This window comes from Stella humosa (assembly GCF_006738645.1).
Taxonomy (GTDB): domain Bacteria; phylum Pseudomonadota; class Alphaproteobacteria; order ATCC43930; family Allostellaceae; genus Allostella; species Allostella humosa.
The window spans coordinates 4,854,108-4,877,276 of record NZ_AP019700.1 but is presented as its reverse complement, the minus strand read 5'-3'; the positions used below and the strand labels follow the sequence as shown (position 1 = coordinate 4,877,276).

Below are 23,169 nucleotides of genomic sequence, written 5' to 3'. Positions count from 1 at the left end.
CAGATGTCGGGACCGCTTATGAGGCTGACGATGAAGCGGCCATGTCGCCGATCCTGTGCCTGAAGTTCGGGCCTAGTTCAGCGGCCACGGCATCCTCGCTATTTCCTGGAGCACGCCACGCGGGAAATCCAGCACGAACACCCAGGACATGAGCGCCAGGAAGCCGACCGCCGACAGGGTCAGTACGGCGACCCGCCGGGCGCCTGCGTGGGCTTCGACGGCGAGGAAGGCGACGAAGAACAGTGCCAGGCCGAGCACGAACCCCACCAAGGCCGATGCGACCAGCAGGGCCACCAGCCAAGCCAGATAGTATTCCATCGACCGGCCGCCGCCGGCGATGATGCGCTCGGTGTCGAAGACCACGACATGGTCGCGGCCCGTGACGAGGATCGCCAGGACGGCCAGCATCCCGCCTGTCGCGGGCAGGGCGACGCCCAGCGGGAATACCTGGCTGAGGTAGGACCAGCCGAGCGAGCGTTCCAGCGCATAGGCGAAGGCCGCGGTCAGCAGGGCGGCGAAGACGATCTGCGGCCAGCGCCGCTCGACGCCGACCGCCGATTGACCGCCCTCGTCGATGCCGCTCTTGCCCAGGCGCATGCCGGCCCAGACCGACAGGATGGTGGCCGCCGCGATGATGATGACGCCTGGCCGCCACAGCCAGGCCCAGTCGTGGAACTGGATCGCCTGGTAGAGATAGGTCTCCGCCCCCGGCGCCAGGACGAAGCCGATCAGCAGCGGCGGCCGCGGCCAGCCGAAGCGGCGCATATAGATGCCGAGGACGCCCAGGCCCATCAGCGCCAGAATGTCGCCCCAATCGCGCGTCGCCTGGTAGGCGGCGAACAGGACGATCATGATCATGAAGGGGGCGAGGTAGACGTAGGGAATGGTGGTCAGCCGGGCCACGTGGCGCGACACCAGCACGCACAGTCCGGCCCCCAGGATGTTGGCGATCGCGAGCGACCAGATGATCGTGTAGGTGAGATCGAGCCGGGTCTCGATCATGGTGATGCCCGGCTGCAGGCCGAGCAGAACCATGCCGCCCAGGAAGATGGCCATGCTGCCCGAGCCCGGGATGCCGAACAGCAGGGTCGGGATCAGCGCCCCGCCCTGGACCGAATTGTTGGCCGATTCCGGTGCGATCACCCCGCGCACGTCGCCCCGGCCGAACTGCGAGCGGTCGCGGCTGGTCTGCACGACGTGGCCATAGGCGACCCAGTCGACGACGGATCCACCCAGGCCCGGCAGCGCCCCGATCAGGCAGCCGATGCCCGAGCAGCGCAGCACCAGCCCCATGTTCTGCATCGTGTCGCGGATGCCCTGGCGCCAGCCGCTGCCGAGCGACATGGCGGCCGCGATCGCCTTGTTCTGGCGCAGCAGGTCGACGATCTCGGGCAGGGCGAAGACGCCGAGCCCGACGACGACGATCGGCAGCCCGTCGGCCAAGTAGTCGAGCCCGAGCGTCAGGCGCCATTCCCCCGTCGCGGGAGCAGCGCCGATCGACCCCAGCAGCAGGCCCAGCGCGCAGGACAGCAGCCCCTTCAGCAGGCTCGACCCCGACAGGACGCCCACCATGCTGAGGCCCAGCACCGTCAGCATGAAGAGTTCGGCCGACGAGAAGGCCAGGATGACGGGCCGGGCGACGACGACGAAGACGGTCAGCACCAGCGCACCGATCACGCCGCCGATCATCGACGACAGGAAGGCGGCCGACAGGGCGCGGGCGGCCTCGCCGCGCTTGGCCATGGGGAAGCCGTCGAGGATCGTCGCCTGCGAGGCGGACGAGCCAGGAATGCCCATCAGGATCGAGGTGAAGGTGTCGCCGGTGGGCACCACCGCCACCATGCCGATCAGCATGCCCAGCGCCGACACCGGGTCCATGCCATAGATGAAGGGCAGCAGGATCGCCATGCCGGCGATGCCGCCCAGCCCCGGCAGGATGCCGATCACGAGACCGACGAGCACGCCGATCATCATGTAGGCGAGGTGCCAGCCGCTCAGCAGGCCGATGAGTGCGCTGACGATGGTTTCGAGCATGACCGCCGCCCCCCGGCGGTCGTCAGTCGAGCTTCACGCCATGCTTGTCGGTCAGCCACTTCTTGACCCAGCCCTTGGCCTCGCCGTCGATCGCCAGGGCGACGTCGAGCATCTTCTGGGCGGCGGCACCGGTCGCCTGCCGGTACTCGCCGATCTCGTCGCCGGCCTTCTCCTTGAAACCGGGGGCCGACACGACGGCCGCGAACGCCTTGGCATAGGCGTCGGCGATATCGGGCGCCGTGCCCTTGGGCAGGAAGACGCCCTTCTGCACGGCGAAGCCCGCCGTGTTGAACGCCTTGAACGCCTCGAAGGCGATGCCGGACGGCTTCTTGCCATAGGCCATCTCGTAGGCCTCGATGAAGTGCGGCAGGTCGGGGAAGGTGGGATCGCGGGCGAACTCGCCCTTCTCGTCCAGCACGCCCCACGAGAACAGCGGCACGGCCTTGCCCGCCTTTACCAGCGGCACGACATTGCGGAGGTAGGCTGAGGAGGTCTGGTAGTCGATGGCGGCCTCGCCGCGTTCGAAGGCCAGCCGCCCGTCGCCGCGGCCCTTCATGCCGAAGACCGGCTTCACGTTCAGTTCCAGCAGCTCGAACGCCAGCAGCGGCACCAGGTCGAGCGAGGTGGCGCCCTGGCTGCCGTACTTCATTTCCTTGCCGCGCAGCCGGGCGATGTCGGCCATCGTCTTCACCCCCAGTTCGGGGTTGACGTAGACGACGCCGCCGGTCGGCGAGGCCAGGACCGTGGTCCAGTCCTTGTACTGGTATTTGACGCGGGAATCGTCCAGCAGGTAGGGGAACTGCGTGGAACCGGACGTGCCCAGGATGGTAAGGCCGTCGGGCCGGGCCCGGCTCTGGAACTGATTGGCGCCGGTGATCGAGCCGCCGCCCGGCACGTTCTTGACGACGACCGTGGGCTTGCCGGGCAGCTGCTCGCCCAGCATGGGGGCGAAGAAGCGGGCCCAGACGTCGGACCCGCCGCCGACGGAAAAGGGGATGACCCATTCGATGGTCTTGCCGGCGAAGTCGGCGGCGCGCGCCGCGGGTGTCGCGGCAAGCGCCAGCCCGAAGGCGGCAAGCAGATGGATGGCGTTGGCACGGCGCATCAGGATCCTCCCCGGGTGGCGGCGCGGGCTTGCCGTCCCCCGGAGGGAACGTGCCCTGCTCTTGGCCCGCGACCTTAACGGATCGCCGGTACGGGCGGAACCGATACTCGCGACGGTAGCAGGGAAAGACCGAGGACGATCATGGGGCTCATCCGCGTCACCGACAGCATCGCCATCGACGAGCGCGAGATCGAGGAGAGCTTTGTCCTGGCGTCGGGCCCGGGCGGGCAGAACGTCAACAAGGTGGCGACGGCGGTCCAGCTACGCTTCGACGCCCGGCGCTCGCCCTCGCTGCCCAACGATGTGGCGGTGCGGCTGATGAAGCTGGCGGGCAGCCGCCTGACCCAGGATGGCGTGCTCGTCATCGTCGCCCGCAGCGAGCGCAGCCAGCTCCGCAACCGCGAGGAGGCGCTGGGCCGCCTGGTGGAGCTGATCCGCCAGGCCCTTGTGCCGCCCACCGTGCGCCGCGCCACACGCCCGACGAAGGCCTCCAAGGAGCGCCGGCTGGAGGCCAAGGACCGGCGCTCCACCGTGAAGCGGGCGCGCCGGATCACGCCCGAGGACTGATCCGCGCGCCCTCGTGGGCCAGCAGCCAGCGCTTGCGCGTGATGCCGCCGCCATAGCCGGTCAGGGCACCGTTGCTGCCCAGCAGGCGATGGCAGGGGATGACGACCGCCAGCGGGTTGCGGCCGTTGGCGGCACCGACCGCGCGCTGGGCCGCCGGCCGGCCGATCGCGGCGGCCAGGCTGCCATAGCTCCGCGTCTCCCCGGCCGGGATGGCGCGGAGCGCGGCCCACACCGTCTCCTGGAAGGGGGTGCCGCCGGCATGGGCGGCGATGGCGTCGATCGCCTCCAGCCGGCCGGCGAAATAGGCGGCCAGCATCGCGCCCAGGCCGAGCGGGTCGCGGGCGTCCACCAGCTCCGGCCGGCCGAAGCGGTGGCGTACCCAGTCGTCCAGGCGGTGGGCCTGATCCTCGAACTCCAGCACGCGCAGGTGGCGGTCGTCGGCCAGCAGCAGCATGGCCCCGATGGGGGTTTCGATCCGGTCACGATGGAGGCGCATGGCGCGCATTCTGTACCGTCGCCGCACGAATCGGGAAGAACCGCGGGCGCGTCCGTCGCAGGTTGGCATAGCGAGGGCGGTGGAGGCGGGCGATGGGGCAGGGCGTCTATCATGGCTGGCGGGTGGTGTTCTGCGCCTTTGCCGTCGCCTTCTTCGGCTGGGGGCTGGGCTTCTACGGGCCCGGCATCTATCTGGTGGCGCTGCGCGAGCGGCACGGCTGGTCGACGGCGTCGATATCGGCCGCGATCACCGTCTACTACGTCGCCGGCGCCTTCCTGATTGCCGGCGTAGGCGCGGTCTTCGACCGCTTCGGCCAGCGCCCGACGATCATCGCCGCCAGCCTGGCCATGGCGACGGGCGTGGTGCTCCTGTCGCTGGCCAGTCACCTCTGGCAGGTATACGCGGCCTTCCTGGTGATGGCGGCGGGCTGGGCGGCCATGGGCACGGCCGCGGTCAATGCCATGATCGCGCCCTGGTTCGAGCGCCGCCGCGGCCTGGCGGTCAGCCTTGCCTTGAACGGGGCCAGCTGCGGCGGGGTGGTGATGGCACCGGTCCTGGTGGCACTGGTGGCCGCATTCGGTTTTCGTACCGCCATCTGGGTGGCGGCCGCCGGAATGCTGGTGCTGCTGGTGCCCCTCCTGGCCCTGGTCCTGCGCCAGCGCCGGCCGGAAGAGCTGGAGGATCGCCACGGCCCGGCTACCCCGCGCAATGCCGTGCCGGCAGCGCCCTGGCGGGCGGGGACGGCAATCCGCAGCCGCAGCTTCCTGACCATCAGCCTGCCTTTCGCCCTGGGGCTGGTGGCGCAGGTGGGGCTGCTGACGCACCAGCTCTCGTTCCTGTCGCCCAGCCTGGGGGTGACGGCCGCCGGCTGGGCCATCAGCATCACGACGGCGGCGGCCGTGGCGGGCCGCGTCGGCACCGGCTTCTTCGTCGACCGGCTCGACCCGCGCCGCGCGTCGGCCGTCAACTTCGTGGTGCAGATCGCCGGCACGGCCCTGCTGCTGGAGGGCTCGGTCCCGGCGCTCTATGCCGGCTGCGTGCTGTTCGGCCTGGGGGTCGGCAACCTCATCACCTTCCCCGCCCTCATCGTCCAGCGGGAGTTCCCGGCCGCCCATTTCGCCCGCGTCGTCGGGCTGGTCGTCGCCGTCAACCAGTTCACCTTCGCCTTCGGGCCGGGGCTGCTCGGCCTGCTGCGCGAATGGCGCGGCTCCTACGACGCGGCGCTCGTCGCCTGCATGGCGATGCAGGCGGCCGGGGCCGCGATCGTCCTGCTGCGGCCGCGCCCGCGATAGGGGCGCGGCCTTCCTTGCATCCGGCCGACCCGACGCCTACCGTCCCCGTCCTGCAACGCGTCCTTCAAGGCGCGACTCCGGGGGGAATACCGATGACCGTGGGATTGGACGACCGGCGCCCGCCGCGCTGGGAGTGGGCCGTCGATCGCCTGATTGGCGCCGGCCGGCTGGGTGCCGAGCTGTCGCTGGTGGCGATGATGGTGCTGATCACGCTGGAGGTGATCTGCCGTTCGTTCCTGGGTTTCTCGTTGACGATCGTCGACGAGACCTGCGGCTATTTGGTGGTGGCGCTGCTCTTCCTGGGCATGAGCTACAGCCTGCGCGAGCAGGCGCTGCTGCGGGTCGAGTTCATCATCAATGCCCTGCCGTCGCGCGCGCGCGCCTGGATCGAACTGCTGTTCGACGTGGCGTCCCTCGGCTTCGCGGTGGTGATCCTCTACCAGATGGGCCGCCTCGCCATCAGCTCCTGGCAGCGCGGCATGGTGGCGCCGACGCTGATGGAGACCCCCATCTACCTGCCGCAGCTCGTCATGCCCGTGGGCGCGCTGCTGCTGTTGCTGGGCCTGCTGGCCGAGATCGCCCGCGACGTCCATGTGCTGGCCGGCGGCGCGCCGCGGGTGTCGTCATGAGCGGCTGGGTCGCCGATTTCGCGCTGGCGCTGGGCGTCCTGCTGGCGCTGCTGCTGGGGGGCATGTGGATCCCCTTTGCCATCGGCATCGCCGGGCTGGTCTCCCTCTACTTCGCCGACGGGCTGATGGGCTTCCGCGCGCTGGGCCTGGTCACCTGGGGCAGCGTCAACAGCTTCACGCTGACGGCCATCCCGCTGTTCATCCTGATGGCCGACATCCTGCTGCAGAGCGGGGTCAGCCATCGCTTCTATATCGGGTTGACCAAGCTGGTCCGCGGCCTGCCGGGCGGCCTGCTGCAGACCAACATCGCCGGCTGCGCCATGTTCGCAGCAATCAGCGGGTCCAGTGTCGCCACGGCGGCGGCCATCGGCACGGTGGCGCTACCGCAGCTCGACCAGCGTGGCTACGACCGGCGGATGGCGGCCGGCAGCCTGTGTGCCGGCGGCACGCTGGGCATCCTCATCCCGCCCTCCATCCCCTTCATCATCTACGGCACCTTCACGGAGACGTCGATCGCGCGGCTGTTCATGGCCGGCATCGTCCCGGGCTTCCTGCTCGCCTTCATCTTCATGGTCTATGTCGGCATCGTCGCCTGGATGCGCCCGGGCGTGGCGCCGCGCGACCGCACCCATGTGTCGCTGGCCGAGAAGATGCGGGCGCTGATCGACCTGTTGCCCTTCATCCTGCTGATGGCGACGGTGCTGGGCGGGATCTATTTCGGCTTCGCCACCCCGACCGAGGCGGGTGCGATCGGCGCGTCGCTGGCGGTCGTCGTCAGCGTCATCTGGGGCGACCTGACGCTGGCACGTTTCCGGGCGGCGCTGACCAACACGGTGAAGATTAGCTGCGCCCTGCTGTTCATCATCCTGACCGCCTTCATCTTCGCCTACGCGGTCGAGAATGTGGGCGTGTCGCAGAACATTGCCCGCCTGCTGGTCGAAAGCGGGCTTGACCGCTACCAGTTCCTGATCGCGATCGTGCTCATGTACATCGTGCTGGGCTGCGTCGTGGACAGCATCGGCATGATCGTGCTGACGGTGCCGCTGCTCTATCCCGCCGTCATCGGCTTCGGCTTCGACGGCATCTGGTTCGGCGTCATCCTGGTGATCATGGTCGAGCTGGGCCAGATAACCCCGCCCTTCGGGATCAACCTGTTCGTCGTCCAGGGCATCTCGAAATGGCCGCTCCGCGACGTCAACCTCGGCTGCGGACCCTACTGGTTCCTGATCATCGGCTTCGCCGGCCTGCTGACCCTGTTCCCGGAGATCGCTCTCTGGCTGCCGGGCCAGATGTTCGACCGATGACGAAGCCCCGGGGGATGGCCGCCGACCATTCCCCGGGGCCTCCCGTCAGTGGCCGATCGCCGTGCGGGCCTTGGCCAGCGCCTCGACCGCCTGCGGCCCGACGCCCTTGGCCCATTCGTTCCACACCGGCTCGGCCTTTGCGGTCATGGCCTTCACGATCTCGGGCGACGGCTCCGACATCTTGATGCCCTTGCCCTTCAGCATCTCGGTGCTGGTGATCTCCGACTGGGCCAGCTCGCGGGTCAGCGCGTCGGCGTGCTGGCGGGCCGCGGCCACGATCTTCGGCTGCATGTCGGCGGGCAGCTTCTCGAACGCTTCCTTGTTCACGATGATCAGGAAGTTGTCCCAGCAGATCGTGATGCGGTAGTTCGACTTGAACATGTCGCCCCACAGCAGACCGCCGCCGGCGCTGGCGGTGACGACCCCGTCGACGACGCTGCGTTGCAGGGCGGACGCCACCTCGGGCGTGCCGAGCGTCACCGGAATGGCCCCCAGGCGCTGGAAGAACTGCGCCTGCGGGTTGTTGGCGACGCGCAGCTTCTTGCCCTGAAGCTGGTCCATCGCCGTCAGCTCGGACGTGGCCCAGATCGTCTGCTGCGGGAAGTTGTAGGTCGCCAGCAGCTTGACGCCACGCTTGTCCAACTCGGCCTGCAGGTAGGGCTCCAGCAGGGCGACGATCTTCTGGAACTCCTCGTAGTTGCCGGCCAGCATCGGCAGGAAGGGCAGGGCGCCGATCTGGATGTTGCCGGTATAGAAGCCATCCTGGGCGAAGGTGATGATGCCCTCGCCGACGGCCTGCGTGATCGAGGTGGCGTTGACCGGCAACTGGCCGCCGGCGCTGTTGCGCACCTGGATCCGGCCGCCCGACACCTTGGTGAACTCCGCCCCCATCGCCTCCAGGTTCTTGTAGGCGGCATGGGTGACGGACGGGATGAAGGTATAGCCTTTCCAGGTCTGGGCCTGGGCGGTGGTCGTCAGCGTCAGGCCGGCAGCGAGCACCGCTGCTGCGGCCAGTCCGCGGGACAGGGACGAATCGATCCGTGACATGGTTTCCTCCGGTTGTTCTCGTTGCCGGGCGACCGCCTGCCGCCCGGGTCAGGCGTCAGCAGGCTTCCTTCACATGCCGCACGACATCGGCATGGGTGGCGAACCAAACATCCGCATGGGTGCGCGCATGGCGGATGATCTCCTCCAGAATCCAGATGCGCGAGCGATAGCCGATCATGTGCGGGTGCATGGTCAGCTGGAACAGCCCGCCCTCGGCATAGGCCGCGTCGAACTCGCGCCGGAAGATGTCGAAGACGCCCTCGGGCGGGGTGTAGGGGCGCAGCGCGCTGAAGCGGTTCATCGAGAAATAGACCGCGTCGTCGCGGATCCATTCCACCGGCAGCTCGACGACACCGGTCGGCTCGCCATGCATCTCCAGCTCGTAGCAGTCGACGTCGGCCATCAGCGAGCTGTCGTAGAGGAGGCCCATGTCGCGCGTGATCGCCAGCGTGTTGGGGCTGAAGTCCCAGGACGGCGTGCGGATGCCGACCGGGCGCACGCCGGTGATCCTCTCCAGCACGTCGGCCGAGCGCATCTGCAGGTCGCGCTCGTCGGCCTCGCCCAGGATCGAGTTGCGCTCGTGGATCCAGCCATGGATGGCGACCTCATGGCCCTCCCGCACCACGCGGCGCTGCTCGTCGGGATAGAGGGTGGCGACCACGGCCGGCACATAGAAGCTGGCCGGCACGGCGTGGCGCGCCAGGATGTCGAGGATGCGCGGCACGCCCTGGCGGGCGCCGTACTGCCCCTGGCTCATGCGGCCGATGGACTTGCCGCCGTCGCGCAGCTCGTTCGTCTCATGGTCGGAATCGAACGACAATGCGACTGCGCAGCGCGCGCCGCCCGGCCAGCGCTCCGGCCGCAGCGTCCGCCCGGCGCGGACCTGGTCGACGATGCCGCGCCATTGCGCCTCGGGCCATTGCCAGGGCTCGAGTTCGGCGGGCGGGACGGCGGCGGGTAAGGGGCGCAGCGCCATGGGGTTTCTCCGGAGCAGCAAGGGTCAGGGAAATGGGTTGCCGGACACGGGCAGCACCTGCCCGGTGATCCAGGAGGCATAGTCCGACGCCAGGAACAGGGTGGCCCAGGCGATGTCCTCGGGCTGGCCCAGACGGCGCATGGCGATGCGCTCCACCAGCGCCTGCTGGCCGGCCGGGCCATAGCCGTCCCATTGGCGCTCATAGTCGGGGCTGGTACGCAGGAAGCCGGGCGCGATCGAATTGACGGTGATGCCGAATGGCCCCAGCTCGTGGGCGAGCTGCCGGCTGAGGCCGACCACCGCATGCTTGGACGAGCAGTAGGACTGGATGCCGGTCATGCTGGGCCGCAGCCCGGCGCCGCTGGAGATGGTGACGATCCGCCCGCGGCCGGCGGCCTTCATGCCGGGAACCACGGCCTTCGCGGCATGGAACGCGGTCATGACGTTGGCATCGTAGATCGCCCGCCAGCTGTCCTCGTCGACCGCCTCGATCGGCCGCGGCACCTGCCCGCGTACGCCGCCCGCCACCGTCACCAGCACGTCGACAGGACCGTCCGCGCCGGCCTCGGCGACGAAGCCCGCGACCGCTTGCCCATCCGTCAGGTCGACCGCGCGCGTCTCGATCCGGCCGCCGCGTGCGGGTGCGACCGATCGGGCGAGCGCGGCCAACTCGTCGGCCAGCAGGTCGCAGGCGAAGACGGTGCCGCCGCGCTCGGCGAACGCGCGCGCGATGCCCTGGCCGATGCCGCGGGCGGCACCGGTCACGACAATTCGGCGATTCTCGAAATGGATGTCCAAGGCGGTCCCCAGATGGATGCGCGGCGCCGGCCGGCATGCTAGCAGCCTTGGGCAGCCCCGTGACCCCGAGGAGAGCGAAGAATGCGACGGACGGCGATCGTGACCGGCGGTGCCCGCGGCATCGGCCGGGCTTGCGCCCTGGCGCTGGCCGAAAAGGGCTTCGACATCGCGCTGGTCGACCTGCTGGCCGACGACATGGCGACGACCGCAGCCGAGATCGCCGCCCTCGGCCGCCAGGTGCTGACCTTCGAGGCCGACGTCGTCGATCACGCGCGCGCAAAGGCGGTGGCGGCTGATGTGGTCGCGGCCTGGGGCCGCGTCGACTTCCTCCTCAACAATGCCGGCCGGTCGATGCCCAAGGGCATCCTGGAGGTGTCGGAGGAGGAGTTCGATCGCACCATCGCGATCAACCTCAAGAGCTGCTTCAACTATGTGCAGGCCGTGGCGCCCGCGATGCTGGCCCAGGGTGGCGGGCGCATCGCCAGCATGTCCTCGGTCAACGCGCTGAGCGGCGGCGTCACCAGTGCCGTCAGCCGCTTTGCCTATGCCGCCGCCAAGGCCGGCATCCTCGGCATGACGCGCGCTCTGGCCAAGGAGCTCGGGCCCACGATCGCAGTCAACGCCATCTGCCCCGGCGTCATCAAGACCGAGCTGGTCAGCGGCATGATCGCCGCCCGCGAGGCGGAATTCAGCCGCGGCATCGCACTCGGCCGGGTCGGCACGCCGCAGGACGTGGCCCAGCTCGTGGTCTTCCTGGCAACGTCGGAGCCCAACTTCATCACCGGCCAGCATTTCGTGGTCGACGGTTTCCAGTGGGCCTGCTGACCGGCATGCCGCTTGCCTCGTCGACGCAGCCTCCAGACAAGGGTTCGCCTGCCATGACCGCTCCCATTTCCGTCGTCTACAAGTCCGATCCGGTGCGCGGGCGCGAATGGGCGGCCCTGCTGGCCCAGCATGCGCCCGACGTCGATTTCCGCATGTGGCCCGATGTCGGCGACACGGCCGACGTGCGCTACCTCGTCGCCTGGCAGCCGCCGGCCGACCTGGCGACGACCTTCCCCAAGCTGGAGGTGCTGTTCTCGGTCGCGGCCGGGGTCGACCAGCTCGACCTGACGTCGGTGCCGGCCCACCTGCCGGTCGTGCGCATGGTCGACCCGAACCTGATCGCCAGCATGGCCGAGTACGTCGTGATGAGCGTGCTGATGCTGCATCGCGACCTCCTCGCCTATCTGGAGTTCCAGCGCGCCGGCAAGTGGAACGAGATGCGCGTCGTCCCGGCCGCGCGGCGGCGGGTCGGCATCATGGGGTTGGGCTCGCTGGGCCAGGCAGCACTCGAGCGGTTGAAGCCCTTCGGATTCCCCTTGTCGGGGTGGAGCCGGACGGCCAAGACGATCGAGGGGGTGGAGTGCCATGCCGGCGCCGAAGGGCTGGCGACGTTCCTGGCCACCACCGACATCCTGGTCTGCCTGGTGCCCCTGACGCCGGAGACGCGCGGCATCCTCGACGCTCGCACCTTTGCCGCCCTGCCGGCCGGGGCCGGCATCGTCAATGTCGGGCGCGGTGGCCATTTGGCCGATGCAGACCTGGTGGCGGCCCTCGATTCCGGCCATCTCTCGGGCGCGGTCGTCGACGTGGTGTCGACCGAGCCGGCACCGGCCGGCCACCCCTTCTGGTCGCATCCGAAGATCGTCATGACCCCGCATGTCGCCAGCATGACCCAGCCGCAGACCGCGGCCTTCGTCTTCCTGGAAAACCTCCGCCGCCACCAGCGCGGCGAGGCGCTGCTGGGGACGGTGGATCGCGCGCGCGGCTACTGAGGGCGCCTCAGCCGAGCACGCGCATCAACGCCTTCAGGAAGTCGTTGGTGCGCTGGTCGGGCTCGACCCCGCGCATGTGGCCGTGGCGGACGATCACCATGTCCATCGACGGCACGACGAAGACTCGCTGCCCACCGGCGCCCGCGAAGTTGTAGGCGTCGGCCGGCAGCGCCCAGGGCGAGGCCACCCGCTGGGTCGGCCGGTTGAGCCAGCAGCCGCCGCCATAGAGGTGGTGAAAATCGCTCAGCGGCTCGGGCAGGGACAGCCAGGCGGGGGCGGGCGTGGCCATGAAGTCCACGAACTCGGCCGGCACCAGGCGCTGGCCGGCCCATTCCCCGCGTGCCAGGCAGAGCTGGCCGAGGCGGGCCCAGTCGCGCGCCGTGCCGTAGTTCATGCCGGTATAGATGATGTTGCCATAGGCATCGGCCGACAGGGTCATCCGGCGGATGCCCAGCGGCGCCAGCAGCAGGCGCTCGACCAGGGTCAGCGGGTCGCGCCCGGCCGCCCGCTCGGCGCGGGCGGCGATGGCGCCGAGCGCGGCGATGTCGCAGTTGCGGTAGCGGCCGATTGTCTCGGGCGGGTGCTGCACCGGCTGGGCCAGCGAGAAGGCGTAGCTGTCGATCGCCTCGGCATAGACGAGCTGGTGGTCGGCCACGCCGCGGCCCCACAGGTGCGGGGCCTCGCGCGCGCCGGAAAAGCGCAGGCCGCTGCTCATCCGCATCAGGTCGGCCGGGCGGATGCGGTGGCGCGAATCCTCCGGCACCGTGCGCCACTCGTCGATCGGCGCCTCGGCCATGATGTCGAGCCGGCCTTCCTGCACCAGCCGGCCGATCACGAGGGCGGCGATGCTCTTGCCCATGGACCAACTGGCCAGCATCGTGTCGGCATCGGCCCCGGCGCCATAGCGCTCGGCGATGATGCGACCCCCCTGGATCACCAGCAGCGAGGCGGTCATGGAATCGGGCGCGAATGCCAGGTCGACGGCCGCCGCCAGCGCATCGTCGGCCATGGCGCCGGTGTCGATGTCGAAGTCCGACGACGCGTGCGCCGGCTTGGGCGCGCGATAGGGCGTGGTGTCGAAGAAGACGTCGTCGAACCCGGCCGGCAGCAGGATGCAGCCCAGCCCGCCATAGTGGCGCAGCGTGCGGCGATAGCCGCCGATGGTCTGGGTCAGCGTGCCGCGCCCGGCATCGAAGGCATAGATCCGCTGCCAGTCGCGCTGGACCTCGTGGCCGAGGGCCGGGTCGAGGTCGCCGATGCGGTTGGTCGAGCGGATCGCCTCGGGCAGGGGCAGGCCGGATACGAGATGGATGTTGCCGGTGTCCACCAGCGACGTGTTGGCGGCGTAGTGGAGCCGGCTGACGGCCGGCCCGCTATAGATGGCGGGCGTCGATCGCGTATCCATGGCGCTGACCCTTCCCGGGGATCGTCGATCCTGTCTAGCCGCGGCCGACGAAGGGCATCTTCGTCGCCATCACGGTCAGGAACTGCACGTTGGCGTCGAGCGGCAGGCTGGCCATGTAGGCGACGGCGCTGCCGACATGGGCCACGTCCATGCGCGGCTCCACCATCGTCGAGCCGTTGGCCTGCATGACGCCGTTGGTCATGCGCTGGGTCATCTCGGTCGCCGCATTGCCGATGTCGACCTGGCCGCAGGCGATGTCGTACTTGCGCCCGTCCAGGCTGGTCGACTTGGTCAGGCCGGTCACGGCGTGCTTGGTGGCCGTGTAGGGGGCGGAATTCGGCCGCGGCGCGTGCGCCGAGATCGAACCGTTGTTGATGATGCGGCCGCCCTGGGGCGTCTGGGCCTTCATGATGCGGAAGGCCGCCTGGGTGCACAGGAACATGCCGGTCAGGTTCACGTCCACGACCGACTTCCACTGCGCCACCGACAGGTCCTCGAACGGGATGCCGGGAGCGTTGATGCCGGCATTGTTGAAGAGCACGTCGAGGCGGCCGAACGACTCCATGGTCTTGGCAAACAGGGCCTCGATCGAGGCCGGGTCGCCGACGTCGGTCGGCACCACCAGGGTGCGGGCCTGGCCGGCCTGGGCGGCGGTCTCTTCCAGCGGCTCGCGCCGCCGGCCGGCCAGGACCACGGCAAAGCCGTCCTTCGCCAGCGCCAGTGCCGCACTGCGACCGACACCGGTACCTGCACCCGTCACCAGGGCGATCTTGTCCGAGGCTGCCATGATCCGCGCTCCTCCCGCTTCTCGCTGATTGGAAACCGCCGATCCCGCCGTTCCGGGGACCGTCGTCCGCTTCTACGTTCGCCAGGATCGTCGATGCCGCGGTTATCGTCGACTGGAAATCGGCGTCGGCGGCGCGCATGCGTTGCGGGTGCCGGGGCGCGACCCTAGATTGCCCCTGAACAGTCCAGGGAGAATTGCGATGTCGGCCGACAAGCGGATTTTCGACGACCTGGCGCGGCTGGCGGGCGGCGCCGTCGACGCGCTGGGCGCCGTGCGCCAGGAGGTCGAGGCGCGGGCCAAGGGCCAGGTCGAATCCATGCTCCAGCGCATGGACATGCCGACCCGGGAGGAGTTCGAGGCCGCGCGCACGCTGGCCGCCAACGCGCGGGCGACCGGCGAGGACCTGGCGTTGCGGGTGGCAGAGCTCGAGGCGCGGATTGCCGCCCTGGAGGCGCGGTTCGCGCCCCAGCCCAGCGGCGAATAGCGGGCGAGGAAAGGAAGGAACCGGCCGCGCAGGGGTCCAATACTACGCGGCCGGCCCCGCGCCGCACCGACCGTGGTGATGGCCGGTGTCCGAGAACCGGTGTGTCCAGCATGCGAGGATGCTCAGTCTTCGCACCTGCCGCGCCGGCCATGACGGAGTTCCGGGCTGCTCCCGCGACAGAGAACGGGGGCATGCCGCCAGGAGTGCCGTCATTCCGTCTTGGGGGACGGGCGGGCTGGACATTCAATTCTCTTGACAGGCCAACCGGCGGCGGCTCTAAGGGTTCCCATCGGACCCCCAGACACTGGCAATCGGGCGTCGGCGGCAAGGAATTCCGCGGTCGGTGATGCGGGCCTGCCCCTGACGGTAAGAAGACGATGCCCAAGCTTGGCTTGCGCGCGCGACTCGGTTTTGGCACCCTACAGGCAATGGTGTGCAGAGGCGCGTTGCTACACAATATGTCGGCGTTCCCCGCGTCGCGTCCGGACGGTATCGCCCGGGCGCGGACCCCTGGCCGACCGTCGGCCGGCCGGCCCATGCATGGCCCAGCTCGGGAGGAAACCTGCCGATGACCATCACCTCCGCTTCCGAGATGTCGGCCCCGGCGGCCAATCCGATCGACCTGGTCGAGGAGATCGTGGCGGCCAACGAGTGGGCGCACGAGCGCGCCAGCGACGACGAGATGTTCGTCGAGATCGGCGGTCGCTGGTGCGACTACCGGCTGTTCTTCGTCTGGCAGCCGGACATGAACGCGCTGCTCTTCTCGTGCGGTTTCGAGATGAAGGTGCCGCGAAACCGGCGTGCAGCCGTGTTTGAGCTGCTGTCGCTGGTGAACGAGAAGCTGTGGCTCGGCCATTTCGACCTAGCGGGAGATTCCAGCCAGCCGAGCTTCCGCCACGCGCTGCTGCTGCGCGGCTCCCTGGGCGCCAGCGTCGAGCAGGTCGAGGACCTGGTGGATGCCGCGCTCAGCGAGTGCGAGCGGTTCTACCCGGCATTCCAGTTCGTCGTCTGGGGCGGCAAGGCCCCGGGCGAGGCATTGACGGCGGCGATGATCGACCCCGTCGGCGAGGCATAGGGGGCGGCGCATGGCTGGCAATTCGATGGGACCGCTGCTGCTCGTCGGCTGCGGCAAGATGGGCGGCGCCATGCTCGACGGCTGGCGCGCCCGCGGGTTGACCGGGGCAGGGGTCGCGATCGTCGAGCCGTCGGCCGACCCGCGCTTCGCGGCGCTCGACGGCGTTGCGGTCCATGCCGCGCCCGACGGACTGGCGGCGGATTTCCGGCCGGGCGTCGTCGTGCTGGCGGTGAAGCCGCAGAGCATGGATGCGGTGCTGCCGCACTATCGCCGCTTCGCCGGGCCGGACACGGTCTTCCTGTCGATCGCGGCCGGCAAGACCATCGCCTATTTCGAGCAGGCGCTCGGGCCCGCCGCTATCGTCCGTTCCATGCCCAACACGCCGGCCGCGGTCGGGCAAGGCATGACGGTGGCCGTGCCCAACGGCGCGGTGTCGCCCGCCCAGCGACAGGCCTGCGACGGCCTGCTGGCCGCCGTCGGTGACGTCGCCTGGGTCGAGGATGAGGGCCTGATCGATGCCGTCACGGCGGTGTCGGGCGGCGGCCCGGCCTATGTCTTCCTGTTGATCGAGTGCCTGGCCGAGGCCGGGCGCGAGGCGGGCCTGCCCGCGGACCTTTCCATGCGCCTAGCGCGCACGACGGTCGCCGGCTCTGGCGCGCTGGTGCAGGCATCGACCGACCCGGCGGCGACGCTGCGGCGCAACGTCACCTCGCCCAATGGCACGACCCAGGAGGCCCTGGCGGTGCTGATGGCCGAGGAAGGCGGGCTGCAGCCGCTGATGACGCGGGCCATCGCGGCCGCGACGCGCCGTTCCCGCGAACTGGCGGGCTGAGCCCGCTGGCGGACCAAGCTCTTGGGCGGATGAGGCGCTCCGTCCCTTAGAGGGGGCGGAGGAATTCCTTCTGCGCGAAGTAGCGGCCGACCGCGCGCACGGTCGCCTGGGCGATGCGCGCGCGATGGGCGGCGGTCGCCAGCAGTTGCTCGTCCTGCCGGTTCGACAGGTAGCCCATCTCCATCAGCACCGACGGGATGTCGGGTGCCGTCAGCACCGTGAAGCCGGCGAAGCGGTGGCTGCTGGAGATCAGCGTGGTGTGGCGCGCCAGTTCCGGCAGCAGGCCAGAGGCGAACACCGCCGAGCGGTTCTTGGTCTCGCGCTGCATCAGGTCGATGAGGATGCGGCTGACCTCGCGCGACTGGTGGGCGAGGTTGACCCCGGCCAGCAGGTCCGAACGGTTTTCCTTCTGCGCCAGGGCTGCTGCCTGGGCGTCGGAAGCGACCTCCGACAGGGTGTAGACCGAGGCGCCGCGGATATCCGCGCGCCCGATCGAATCCGCATGCATGGAGATGAAGAGGTCGCCGTCGACATCGCGCGCCAGGTCGACGCGCTGCGCCAGGCCCAGATAGGAATCGTTGCGCCGCGTCATCACCGGGCGGTAGCGCCCGGTCGACTGGAGCTGCGCGAACAGTTCGCGCGCCGCCAGCAGCGTCACGTCCTTTTCCTGGCTGCCGCTGAAGCCGATGGTGCCCGGATCGTGCCCGCCATGGCCGGCATCGATGACGACGGTCGGCTTGCGTGGCCCGCGCGGCATCGCCGATGCGGGTACCGGCAGGGCTGCTGCCGAAAAGGCGAGAGCCGCCATCCCGGTCAACATCGAACGCCGGTCCAGCCGCTGCAAAGTCTTGCGCGGATCGTCACTCACGATCGACCTGACCCCCCAATGATTCAGGTAGTTGCGCTTGAGTCTTATAGCATCGCCAAAGGCCCTGGCAAGGACGAGCGTGGATCCAACGTGATCGCAACGCGTTTGTTGGTGGCGATAGCCCCTGTCGGACCCTATGTCTTGTATGGCGATTCGGGAGGAAGACGATATGGCGAAGGGCGCGCGCCGGCCGGCCGCGGCGGCCGATGTCGAATTGGCGATCATCGAAGCCGCTATGCGGCTGGCGGTGGAAAAGGGCTGGCGCCGAGTCGCGCTGGCCGACATCGCGCTCGCCGCCGATCGGCCGCTGGCCGATCTCTATGACCGCTTCCCATCGAAATCGGCGATCCTGGGCGCGGTCTCGCGCCATGCCGACCTGGCTGTGGTGCGCGGCGGCGACCCGGCCGAGGATGCGGGCGAGCGACCGCGCGATCGGCTGTTCGACGTGGTGATGCGCCGGCTGGAGTACCTGCGCCCGTGGCGGGCGGGCCTGGCGGCGATCGCCCGCGACCTGCGCGGCGACCCGCTGGCCGGCATCGCCGCCCTGCCGAACTTCCGCCGGTCGCTCGGCTGGATGCTGGAGGCGGCCGGACAGGACACCGCCGGCCTGCGCGGCGCGGTGCGGCTGAAGGCGTTCGGCGCCATCTATCTTGCCACCGTATCCACCTGGATGGGCGACGAATCCCCCGACCTGACGGCGACCATGGCCCGCCTCGACCGGGCGCTGCGCCGGGTCGATGGATGGACCTCGCTGTTCGGCGGCGATTCGCCGCAAGCACCGGCGGATGCTGCGGCGCAATAGTTATGTTGCAGTGCAGCATGATCTGCTAACGGTTCCGCTTGTCCCTGACCCCCAGCCGGAGATCGACCGATGGCCAGCAACCCGAACCCGTTCCTCGATTTCGACGTCACGCGCATGATGAGCGACTTCCGCGTGCCGGGCTTCGACACCGAGGCGCTGATGGCGGCCCAGCGCCGCAACATCGAGGCCCTGACCAAGGCCAACCAGCTCGCGGCCGAGGGCATGCAGGCGGTGATGCGGCGCCAGGCCGAGATCATGCGGCAGACGATGGAAGAGGCCTCGCGCATGATGGGCTCGATCGCCCAGGCCGGCGGCCCGGAGCGCCAGGCGGTGAAGCAGGCCGAGGTCGCCAAGACCGCGTTCGAGGCGGCCATCGCCAACATGAAGGAAATCGCCGACCTGATGGCCCGGGCCAACCAGGACACCTACGCCGTCATCAACAAGCGCGTGGCCGAGGGCATGGACGAGGTCCGCGCCCTGATGGCCAAGGCGGCCGACGCCAAGACCGGCCCCAAGGCCTGATACCGGCCCGAAGGCCTGATACCGGCCGCAAGGCCGCAGCGGACGGAAGGGTGGCGTCGATCGGCTCTTGAAGCCGGTTGACGCGGGCCACCTTTCCCGACGAACGTCCCACCCAAGCGCGCCACGGCCGCAAAGCCGAATGCCGCGCGCGGGGGAGGGGCTGCAATGAGCGACATCGTCGGCTATCGCCGGCCGGGCGCCGGTGCCCAACCGGCCTATCTGCACCCGCCCTACAAATCCTCCGTCGCCCGCGCGCCTGCCTTGCCGCCGGTGGCGGTGCCGCAGACCTTGTCCGAAGTGACGGGCCCGCTGTTCGCCGATCTGGCCGTGGGCGCCCACGAGGCCGATCTGACGAAAGGGTCCGCCGCCCCACCGCAGGGCGAGCGCATCATCGTCCAGGGCCGCGTGCTGGACCAGGACAACCGGCCGGTCCCCCGCACCCTGGTGGAGCTGTGGCAGTGCAACGCCGCCGGCCGCTACCACCATCCGCTCGACCAGCATGACGCCCCGCTCGATCCCAATTTCCATGGCTTCGGGCGCGCGGTGACGGACGATGACGGCTTCTATCGCTTCGTCACCATCCGCCCCGGCGCCTATCCCTGGCGCAACCATGCCAACGCCTGGCGGCCGGCCCACATCCATTTTTCGCTGTTCGGACCCAGCTTCCTGACCCGGCTGGTCACCCAGATGTACTTTCCAGGCGACCCGCTGCTGCCGCTCGACCCCATCTTCAACTGCGTCGACGATCCCGTGGCGCGCGACCGCATGGTGGCGGCCTTCTCCCTCGACGCCACGGTGCCGGAATTCGCGCTGGGCTATGTCTTCGACATCGTCGTGCGCGGCCGCGAGGCAACGCCGATGGAAGGGGATGCGCCATGACCCTGCCCGTCACGCCGTCGCAGACGGTGGGGCCCTTCGTCCATCTGGGGTTCGACCCGATGACGCGCGCCGATGCCGCCGCGGGCGCGGCCGGGCCGGTGGTGACGCTGTCGGGCCGGGTGCTGGACGGCCAGGGCCAGCCCATCCCCGACGCGGTACTGGAGGTGTGGCAGGCCAATGCCGCCGGCCGCTACGACCATCCCGACGATCGTCGAAACGTGCCGCTCGATCCGGCTTTCCGCGGCTTCCTGCGCGTGCCGACCGACGCCGGGGGCCGCTATCGCCTGCGCACCATCCGCCCCGGTCCGGTGCCGGGGCCGGGCGGCCGGATGCAGGCGCCGCACCTGCTGGTCTGCCTCTTCATGCGCGGGCTGCTGCGCCATCTCTATACGCGCGTCTACTTCGCGGGCGACCCGGCCAATGACGGCTGCCCCATCCTGGCGCTGGTGCCGGCGGGCCGGCGGTCGACGATGGTGGCGCTGCCGGATGGGGAGGGTGCCTATCGCTGGGACATCGTCATGCAGGGACCGTCCGAGACCGTGTTCCTCAATCTCTGAGCCACGGACCAAGAACCCAAGGGGGGAGGATGCCATGAGACCGATCCTGCTGGCCGCCGGCATGCTGGCGGCCGTGCTGGCCGCACCCGCCGCGGCCCAGACCGTGGAACTGAAGCTGGCGCATTTCCTGCCCGCCGGTGCGCCCGCCCAGCGCGAACTGATGGAACCCTGGGTCAAGGCGGTGGAGGAGCAGTCGGGCGGGCGAATCAAGGTCCGGATCTTCCCCGCCATGCAACTGGGCGGCCGGCCGCCGCAACTGATCGACCAGGTCCGCGACGGGGTGGCCGACGTGGTCTGGACCCTGCCCAGCTACACGCCCGGGCGCTTCCCGCTGATGTCGGTGTTCGAGCTGCCGTTCAAGGTCAGCGACGCGGTCGCCACCAGCAAGGCCGCCCAGGAGTTCTACGAGACCCATGCGCGGGCGGAGTTCGCCGACGTCCACCCGCTGATGTTCCATGTCCATGCCCGGGGCGTCATCCATGTGAAGGGCAAGGCGATCCTGACGGTCGACGACCTGAAGGGCCTGAAGCTGCGGGCGCCGTCCCGGCCGGTGGGCGACGCGCTGGCGCGCTACGGGGCGGCGGCCATCTTCATGCCGGTGCCGCAGGTGCCGGAGGCCCTGTCCAAGCGCGTCATCGACGGCGCCGTCGTGCCGTGGGAGGTGACGGTGCCGCTGCGCCTCTACGAGCTGACCGACAACCATACCGAGATCGCGGGCCCGCGCGGCCTATACACCTCCGTCTTCGCCTACGCGATGAACAAGCAGCGCTATGAAAGCCTGCCGGCCGACCTCAGGCAGGTGATCGACGCCAATTCCGGCATGGCCCTGGCCGCGCGCGCCGGCGCCATCTGGGAGGCGGTCGAGAAACCGGGCCGTGACGCCGCGGCAGCGCGTGGCAACCGCATCGTCACCATGTCCGAGGCCGAGACGGCAAAGCTGCGTGATCTCGCGCGCGCCGTCGACACAGCCTGGGTGGACGAAGTGACGAAGTCGGGCAAGGACGGTGCGGCCCTGCTGGCGGCAGCCGAGGCGCTGATCGTCAAGCACGGCCGATGACCGGGGCGCCGGTGGAGGGGGCGGGCATCCGCCTGCTGGACGGCCTCTGCCGGATGCTAGGCGTCCTGTCGGGGGTGGTCCTGGTGGCGGCCTCGGCGATGACCGGCGTCAGCGTGCTGGGCCGCTATTTCCTCTCCTGGCCGATCCCGGGCGACAGCGAGATTGCCGGCCTGGCGCTGGCGGTGGCGATCAGCCTGGCCATGCCCTGGTGCGCCTGGCGGCGCGGGCATGTCGTGGTCGATGTCGCGACGACCCGCCTGCCGCGGCGCGGCCGGGTGGCGCTCGACATGGCGGGCGGCCTGTTGCTGGCCGGCGTCGCCATGCTGCTGGCCTGGCGGATGGGCGTGGGCGGGGTGGAGATGCGGGCCTTCGGCGACGAATCCATGGTCCTGCGCCTGCCCACCTGGATCGGCTTTGCGCTGGCGGTCCCGTGCTTCGTCGTGACCGCGGTGGCGGCCCTGGTCGCGGCCCTGCGCATGGCGGGCGGGACACCGGAATGACCAGCGCCCATGCGGTGGGCATCGCCGGCATCCTGCTGATGCTGGCGATGATGTTCCTGCGCGTGCCGATCGCAGTCGCCATGCTGACGGCCGGGGCCGGCGGCTATGTCGTGCTGTCGGGGTGGACCCCGCTTCTGTCGCACCTCAAGACCGGCCCGTACCTGCTGCTGGCGTCGGACAGCTTCTCGGTCATCCCGCTGTTCCTGCTGATGGGCTACATCGCGGCCCGGGCCGGCATCAGCCGCGCGCTCTTCGGCGGCGCGCACGCGGTGATGGGCCATGTCCGCGGCGGGCTGGCGCTGGCCGCGGTCGGCGGCTGCGCCATGTTCGGGGCGATCTGCGGCTCCTCGCTGGCGACCGCCGCCACGATGGGCCAGGTGGCCCTGCCCGAGATGCGCCGGCACGGCTATTCCGGCCGCCTGGCGACCGGCACGCTGGCGGCCGGCGGCACGCTCGGCATCCTGATCCCGCCTTCGATCGGCCTCATCGTCTATGGCATCCTGGCCGAGCAGAACATCGCCAAGCTGTTCCTGGCGGCCTTCGTCCCCGGCCTCATCGCGGCGCTGGGCTACATGGCGGCGATCATGATCCAGGTGCGGCTGCGCCCGCAGGACGGCCCGCCGGGCGGGCGGGCGACGCGGGCCGAGCGGCTGCGGGCGCTTGTCGCCATGGGACCGCCCACCAGCCTCTTCCTGCTGGTGCTGGGCGGCATCTATTCCGGCGTCTTCACGCCGACCGAGGCGGCATCCTTTGGCGTGCTGGGGGCACTGCTCCTGGCCCTGCTGGTCTATCGCATCCCCTGGGCGGAGCTGACGGCCAGCCTGCTCGACACCGCGCTCTCCAGCGCGATGATCTTCCTCATCCTGATCGGCGCCGACGTCTTCAACGCCTTCATGGCGTTGAGCGGCGTCCCCCAGGGCCTGGCCGACGCGATCGGGCACAGCGGCATGGCGCCGATGGCGGTCCTGGTCGCCATCCTGCTGATCTATGTCGTGCTGGGTTGCCTCATGGATTCGATCAGCATGATCATCCTGACCCTGCCGATCTTCCTGCCGGCCGTGCTGGGGCTCGATTTCGGCATGACGCCGGAGCATACGGCGATCTGGTTCGGCATCCTGGTGCTGGTGGTGATCGAGGTCGGGCTGATCACGCCGCCGGTCGGCATGAACGTCTTCGTCATCAACAAGCTGGCGGGCGACGTGCCGATGGCCGAGACCTTCCGCGGCGTGGTGCCGTTCCTGGTGTCGGACTTCGTGCGCGTGGTCCTGCTGGTGGCCTTCCCGGTGTTGAGCTGGGGGGTGCTCGACCTCGTCGGCTGGTGATAGGGTCGCCGCCG

Annotated in this window: 25 protein-coding genes; 16 read left to right on the top strand and 9 right to left on the bottom strand. The window is 69.8% G+C overall.

From position 1 onward, the window contains the following. Positions 1 to 72: 72 nt before the first annotated feature. Both STVA_RS22890 and STVA_RS22885 read right to left on the bottom strand, forming a co-directional pair. Positions 73 to 2,034: a tripartite tricarboxylate transporter permease gene (locus tag STVA_RS22890; RefSeq protein ID WP_123692435.1), complete on the bottom strand. Its 1,962-nt coding sequence runs from the start codon at positions 2,032 to 2,034 to the stop codon at positions 73 to 75. A 22-nt stretch (positions 2,035 to 2,056) separates the two neighbouring features. Continuing rightward, positions 2,057 to 3,139: a tripartite tricarboxylate transporter substrate-binding protein gene (locus tag STVA_RS22885; RefSeq protein WP_123692433.1), complete on the bottom strand. Its 1,083-nt coding sequence runs from the start codon at positions 3,137 to 3,139 to the stop codon at positions 2,057 to 2,059. 141 nt (positions 3,140 to 3,280) lie between these two features. Between STVA_RS22885 and arfB the strand changes: the two genes are divergently transcribed. Then, complete coding sequence (gene arfB, locus STVA_RS22880) at positions 3,281 to 3,706, top strand: alternative ribosome rescue aminoacyl-tRNA hydrolase ArfB (RefSeq protein ID WP_123692431.1); 426 nt, start codon at positions 3,281 to 3,283, stop codon at positions 3,704 to 3,706. On the opposite strand, the gene STVA_RS28420 is transcribed toward arfB, so the two are convergent. Beyond that, entirely contained in the window at positions 3,690 to 4,202 is a 513-nt protein-coding gene (locus tag STVA_RS28420) for a methylated-DNA--[protein]-cysteine S-methyltransferase (RefSeq protein ID WP_123692929.1), read from the bottom strand. The two genes, arfB and STVA_RS28420, sit on opposite strands and share 17 nt — an antisense overlap. 92 nt (positions 4,203 to 4,294) lie before the next feature. On the opposite strand from STVA_RS28420, the gene STVA_RS22870 reads away from it, so the two are divergent. The 3 genes from STVA_RS22870 (at position 4,295) to STVA_RS22860 (ending at position 7,427) form a co-directional block, all read left to right on the top strand. Beyond that, a complete protein-coding gene (locus STVA_RS22870) occupies positions 4,295 to 5,494 on the top strand; it encodes an MFS transporter (protein ID WP_123692429.1) in 1,200 nt (399 codons plus the stop codon). 92 nt (positions 5,495 to 5,586) lie between these two features. After that, a complete protein-coding gene (locus STVA_RS22865; protein WP_170216588.1) occupies positions 5,587 to 6,123 on the top strand; it encodes a TRAP transporter small permease subunit in 537 nt (178 codons plus the stop codon). Then, entirely contained in the window at positions 6,120 to 7,427 is a 1,308-nt protein-coding gene (locus tag STVA_RS22860; RefSeq protein ID WP_123692425.1) for a TRAP transporter large permease, read from the top strand. The genes STVA_RS22865 and STVA_RS22860 overlap by 4 nt, the downstream gene beginning before the upstream one ends. A 45-nt stretch (positions 7,428 to 7,472) precedes the next feature. Here the strand turns inward: STVA_RS22860 and dctP are convergent, their stop codons facing one another. The 3 genes from dctP to STVA_RS22845 are packed head-to-tail and all read right to left on the bottom strand — an operon-like array spanning position 7,473 to position 10,248. Further along, positions 7,473 to 8,474 carry a TRAP transporter substrate-binding protein DctP gene (dctP, locus tag STVA_RS22855; protein ID WP_123692423.1) on the bottom strand — a complete coding sequence of 334 codons (1,002 nt, stop codon included), beginning with the start codon at positions 8,472 to 8,474 and terminating at the stop codon, positions 7,473 to 7,475. 55 nt (positions 8,475 to 8,529) lie between these two features. After that, positions 8,530 to 9,450: a polysaccharide deacetylase family protein gene (locus STVA_RS22850; RefSeq protein ID WP_123692421.1), complete on the bottom strand. Its 921-nt coding sequence runs from the start codon at positions 9,448 to 9,450 to the stop codon at positions 8,530 to 8,532. Positions 9,451 to 9,474: 24 nt separating this feature from the next. Further along, positions 9,475 to 10,248, bottom strand: coding sequence for an SDR family NAD(P)-dependent oxidoreductase (locus STVA_RS22845; protein ID WP_123692418.1), 774 nt, complete (start codon positions 10,246 to 10,248; stop codon positions 9,475 to 9,477). A gap of 81 nt (positions 10,249 to 10,329) precedes the next feature. Between STVA_RS22845 and STVA_RS22840 the strand changes: the two genes are divergently transcribed. Both STVA_RS22840 and STVA_RS22835 read left to right on the top strand, forming a co-directional pair. Continuing rightward, positions 10,330 to 11,073, top strand: coding sequence for an SDR family NAD(P)-dependent oxidoreductase (locus STVA_RS22840; protein ID WP_123692416.1), 744 nt, complete (start codon positions 10,330 to 10,332; stop codon positions 11,071 to 11,073). A gap of 53 nt (positions 11,074 to 11,126) precedes the next feature. After that, complete coding sequence (locus STVA_RS22835; protein ID WP_245978422.1) at positions 11,127 to 12,065, top strand: 2-hydroxyacid dehydrogenase; 939 nt, start codon at positions 11,127 to 11,129, stop codon at positions 12,063 to 12,065. Positions 12,066 to 12,072: 7 nt separating this feature from the next. Here STVA_RS22835 and STVA_RS22830 read toward each other — a convergent pair whose 3' ends face one another. Further along, entirely contained in the window at positions 12,073 to 13,470 is a 1,398-nt protein-coding gene (locus STVA_RS22830; protein ID WP_123692414.1) for a serine hydrolase domain-containing protein, read from the bottom strand. 34 nt (positions 13,471 to 13,504) lie between these two features. Then, positions 13,505 to 14,257, bottom strand: a complete 753-nt coding sequence (locus STVA_RS22825) for an SDR family oxidoreductase (protein ID WP_123692412.1) — start codon at positions 14,255 to 14,257, stop codon at positions 13,505 to 13,507. 199 nt (positions 14,258 to 14,456) lie between these two features. Between STVA_RS22825 and STVA_RS22820 the strand changes: the two genes are divergently transcribed. The 3 genes from STVA_RS22820 (at position 14,457) to proC (ending at position 16,648) form a co-directional block, all read left to right on the top strand. Continuing rightward, complete coding sequence (locus STVA_RS22820; RefSeq protein ID WP_123692410.1) at positions 14,457 to 14,741, top strand: accessory factor UbiK family protein; 285 nt, start codon at positions 14,457 to 14,459, stop codon at positions 14,739 to 14,741. A gap of 568 nt (positions 14,742 to 15,309) precedes the next feature. Beyond that, positions 15,310 to 15,816 (top strand): type III secretion system chaperone family protein, encoded by a 507-nt coding sequence (locus STVA_RS22815; RefSeq protein ID WP_123692408.1) that lies wholly within the window; start codon positions 15,310 to 15,312, stop codon positions 15,814 to 15,816. Positions 15,817 to 15,826: 10 nt separating this feature from the next. Further along, the gene (gene proC, locus STVA_RS22810; protein WP_123692406.1) at positions 15,827 to 16,648 is read left to right on the top strand and encodes a pyrroline-5-carboxylate reductase; all 822 of its coding nucleotides are present in this window, start codon (positions 15,827 to 15,829) and stop codon (positions 16,646 to 16,648) included. 46 nt (positions 16,649 to 16,694) lie between these two features. Here the strand turns inward: proC and STVA_RS22805 are convergent, their stop codons facing one another. Further along, the gene (locus STVA_RS22805) at positions 16,695 to 17,516 is read right to left on the bottom strand and encodes an N-acetylmuramoyl-L-alanine amidase family protein (protein ID WP_170216587.1); all 822 of its coding nucleotides are present in this window, start codon (positions 17,514 to 17,516) and stop codon (positions 16,695 to 16,697) included. A gap of 169 nt (positions 17,517 to 17,685) precedes the next feature. Here STVA_RS22805 and STVA_RS22800 point away from each other — a divergent pair, with 169 nt between their 5' ends. From STVA_RS22800 to STVA_RS22770, 7 genes are all read left to right on the top strand, one after another. Next, entirely contained in the window at positions 17,686 to 18,318 is a 633-nt protein-coding gene (locus tag STVA_RS22800) for a TetR family transcriptional regulator (RefSeq protein ID WP_170216586.1), read from the top strand. 69 nt (positions 18,319 to 18,387) lie between these two features. Further along, positions 18,388 to 18,840, top strand: a complete 453-nt coding sequence (locus STVA_RS22795; RefSeq protein WP_123692402.1) for a phasin family protein — start codon at positions 18,388 to 18,390, stop codon at positions 18,838 to 18,840. Between the two features lie 165 nt (positions 18,841 to 19,005). Beyond that, complete coding sequence (gene pcaH / locus STVA_RS22790; RefSeq protein ID WP_123692400.1) at positions 19,006 to 19,719, top strand: protocatechuate 3,4-dioxygenase subunit beta; 714 nt, start codon at positions 19,006 to 19,008, stop codon at positions 19,717 to 19,719. Then, on the top strand, positions 19,716 to 20,276 hold the full coding sequence (gene pcaG / locus STVA_RS22785; protein ID WP_123692398.1) for a protocatechuate 3,4-dioxygenase subunit alpha: 561 nt from the start codon (positions 19,716 to 19,718) through the stop codon (positions 20,274 to 20,276). Before pcaH ends, pcaG begins: the two co-directional genes overlap by 4 nt. Before the next feature lie 34 nt (positions 20,277 to 20,310). After that, positions 20,311 to 21,333: a TRAP transporter substrate-binding protein gene (locus STVA_RS22780; protein ID WP_123692396.1), complete on the top strand. Its 1,023-nt coding sequence runs from the start codon at positions 20,311 to 20,313 to the stop codon at positions 21,331 to 21,333. Beyond that, on the top strand, positions 21,330 to 21,833 hold the full coding sequence (locus STVA_RS22775) for a TRAP transporter small permease (RefSeq protein ID WP_123692394.1): 504 nt from the start codon (positions 21,330 to 21,332) through the stop codon (positions 21,831 to 21,833). The genes STVA_RS22780 and STVA_RS22775 overlap by 4 nt, the downstream gene beginning before the upstream one ends. Further along, on the top strand, positions 21,830 to 23,155 hold the full coding sequence (locus tag STVA_RS22770) for a TRAP transporter large permease (protein WP_123692392.1): 1,326 nt from the start codon (positions 21,830 to 21,832) through the stop codon (positions 23,153 to 23,155). Before STVA_RS22775 ends, STVA_RS22770 begins: the two co-directional genes overlap by 4 nt. Positions 23,156 to 23,169 lie beyond the last annotated feature (14 nt).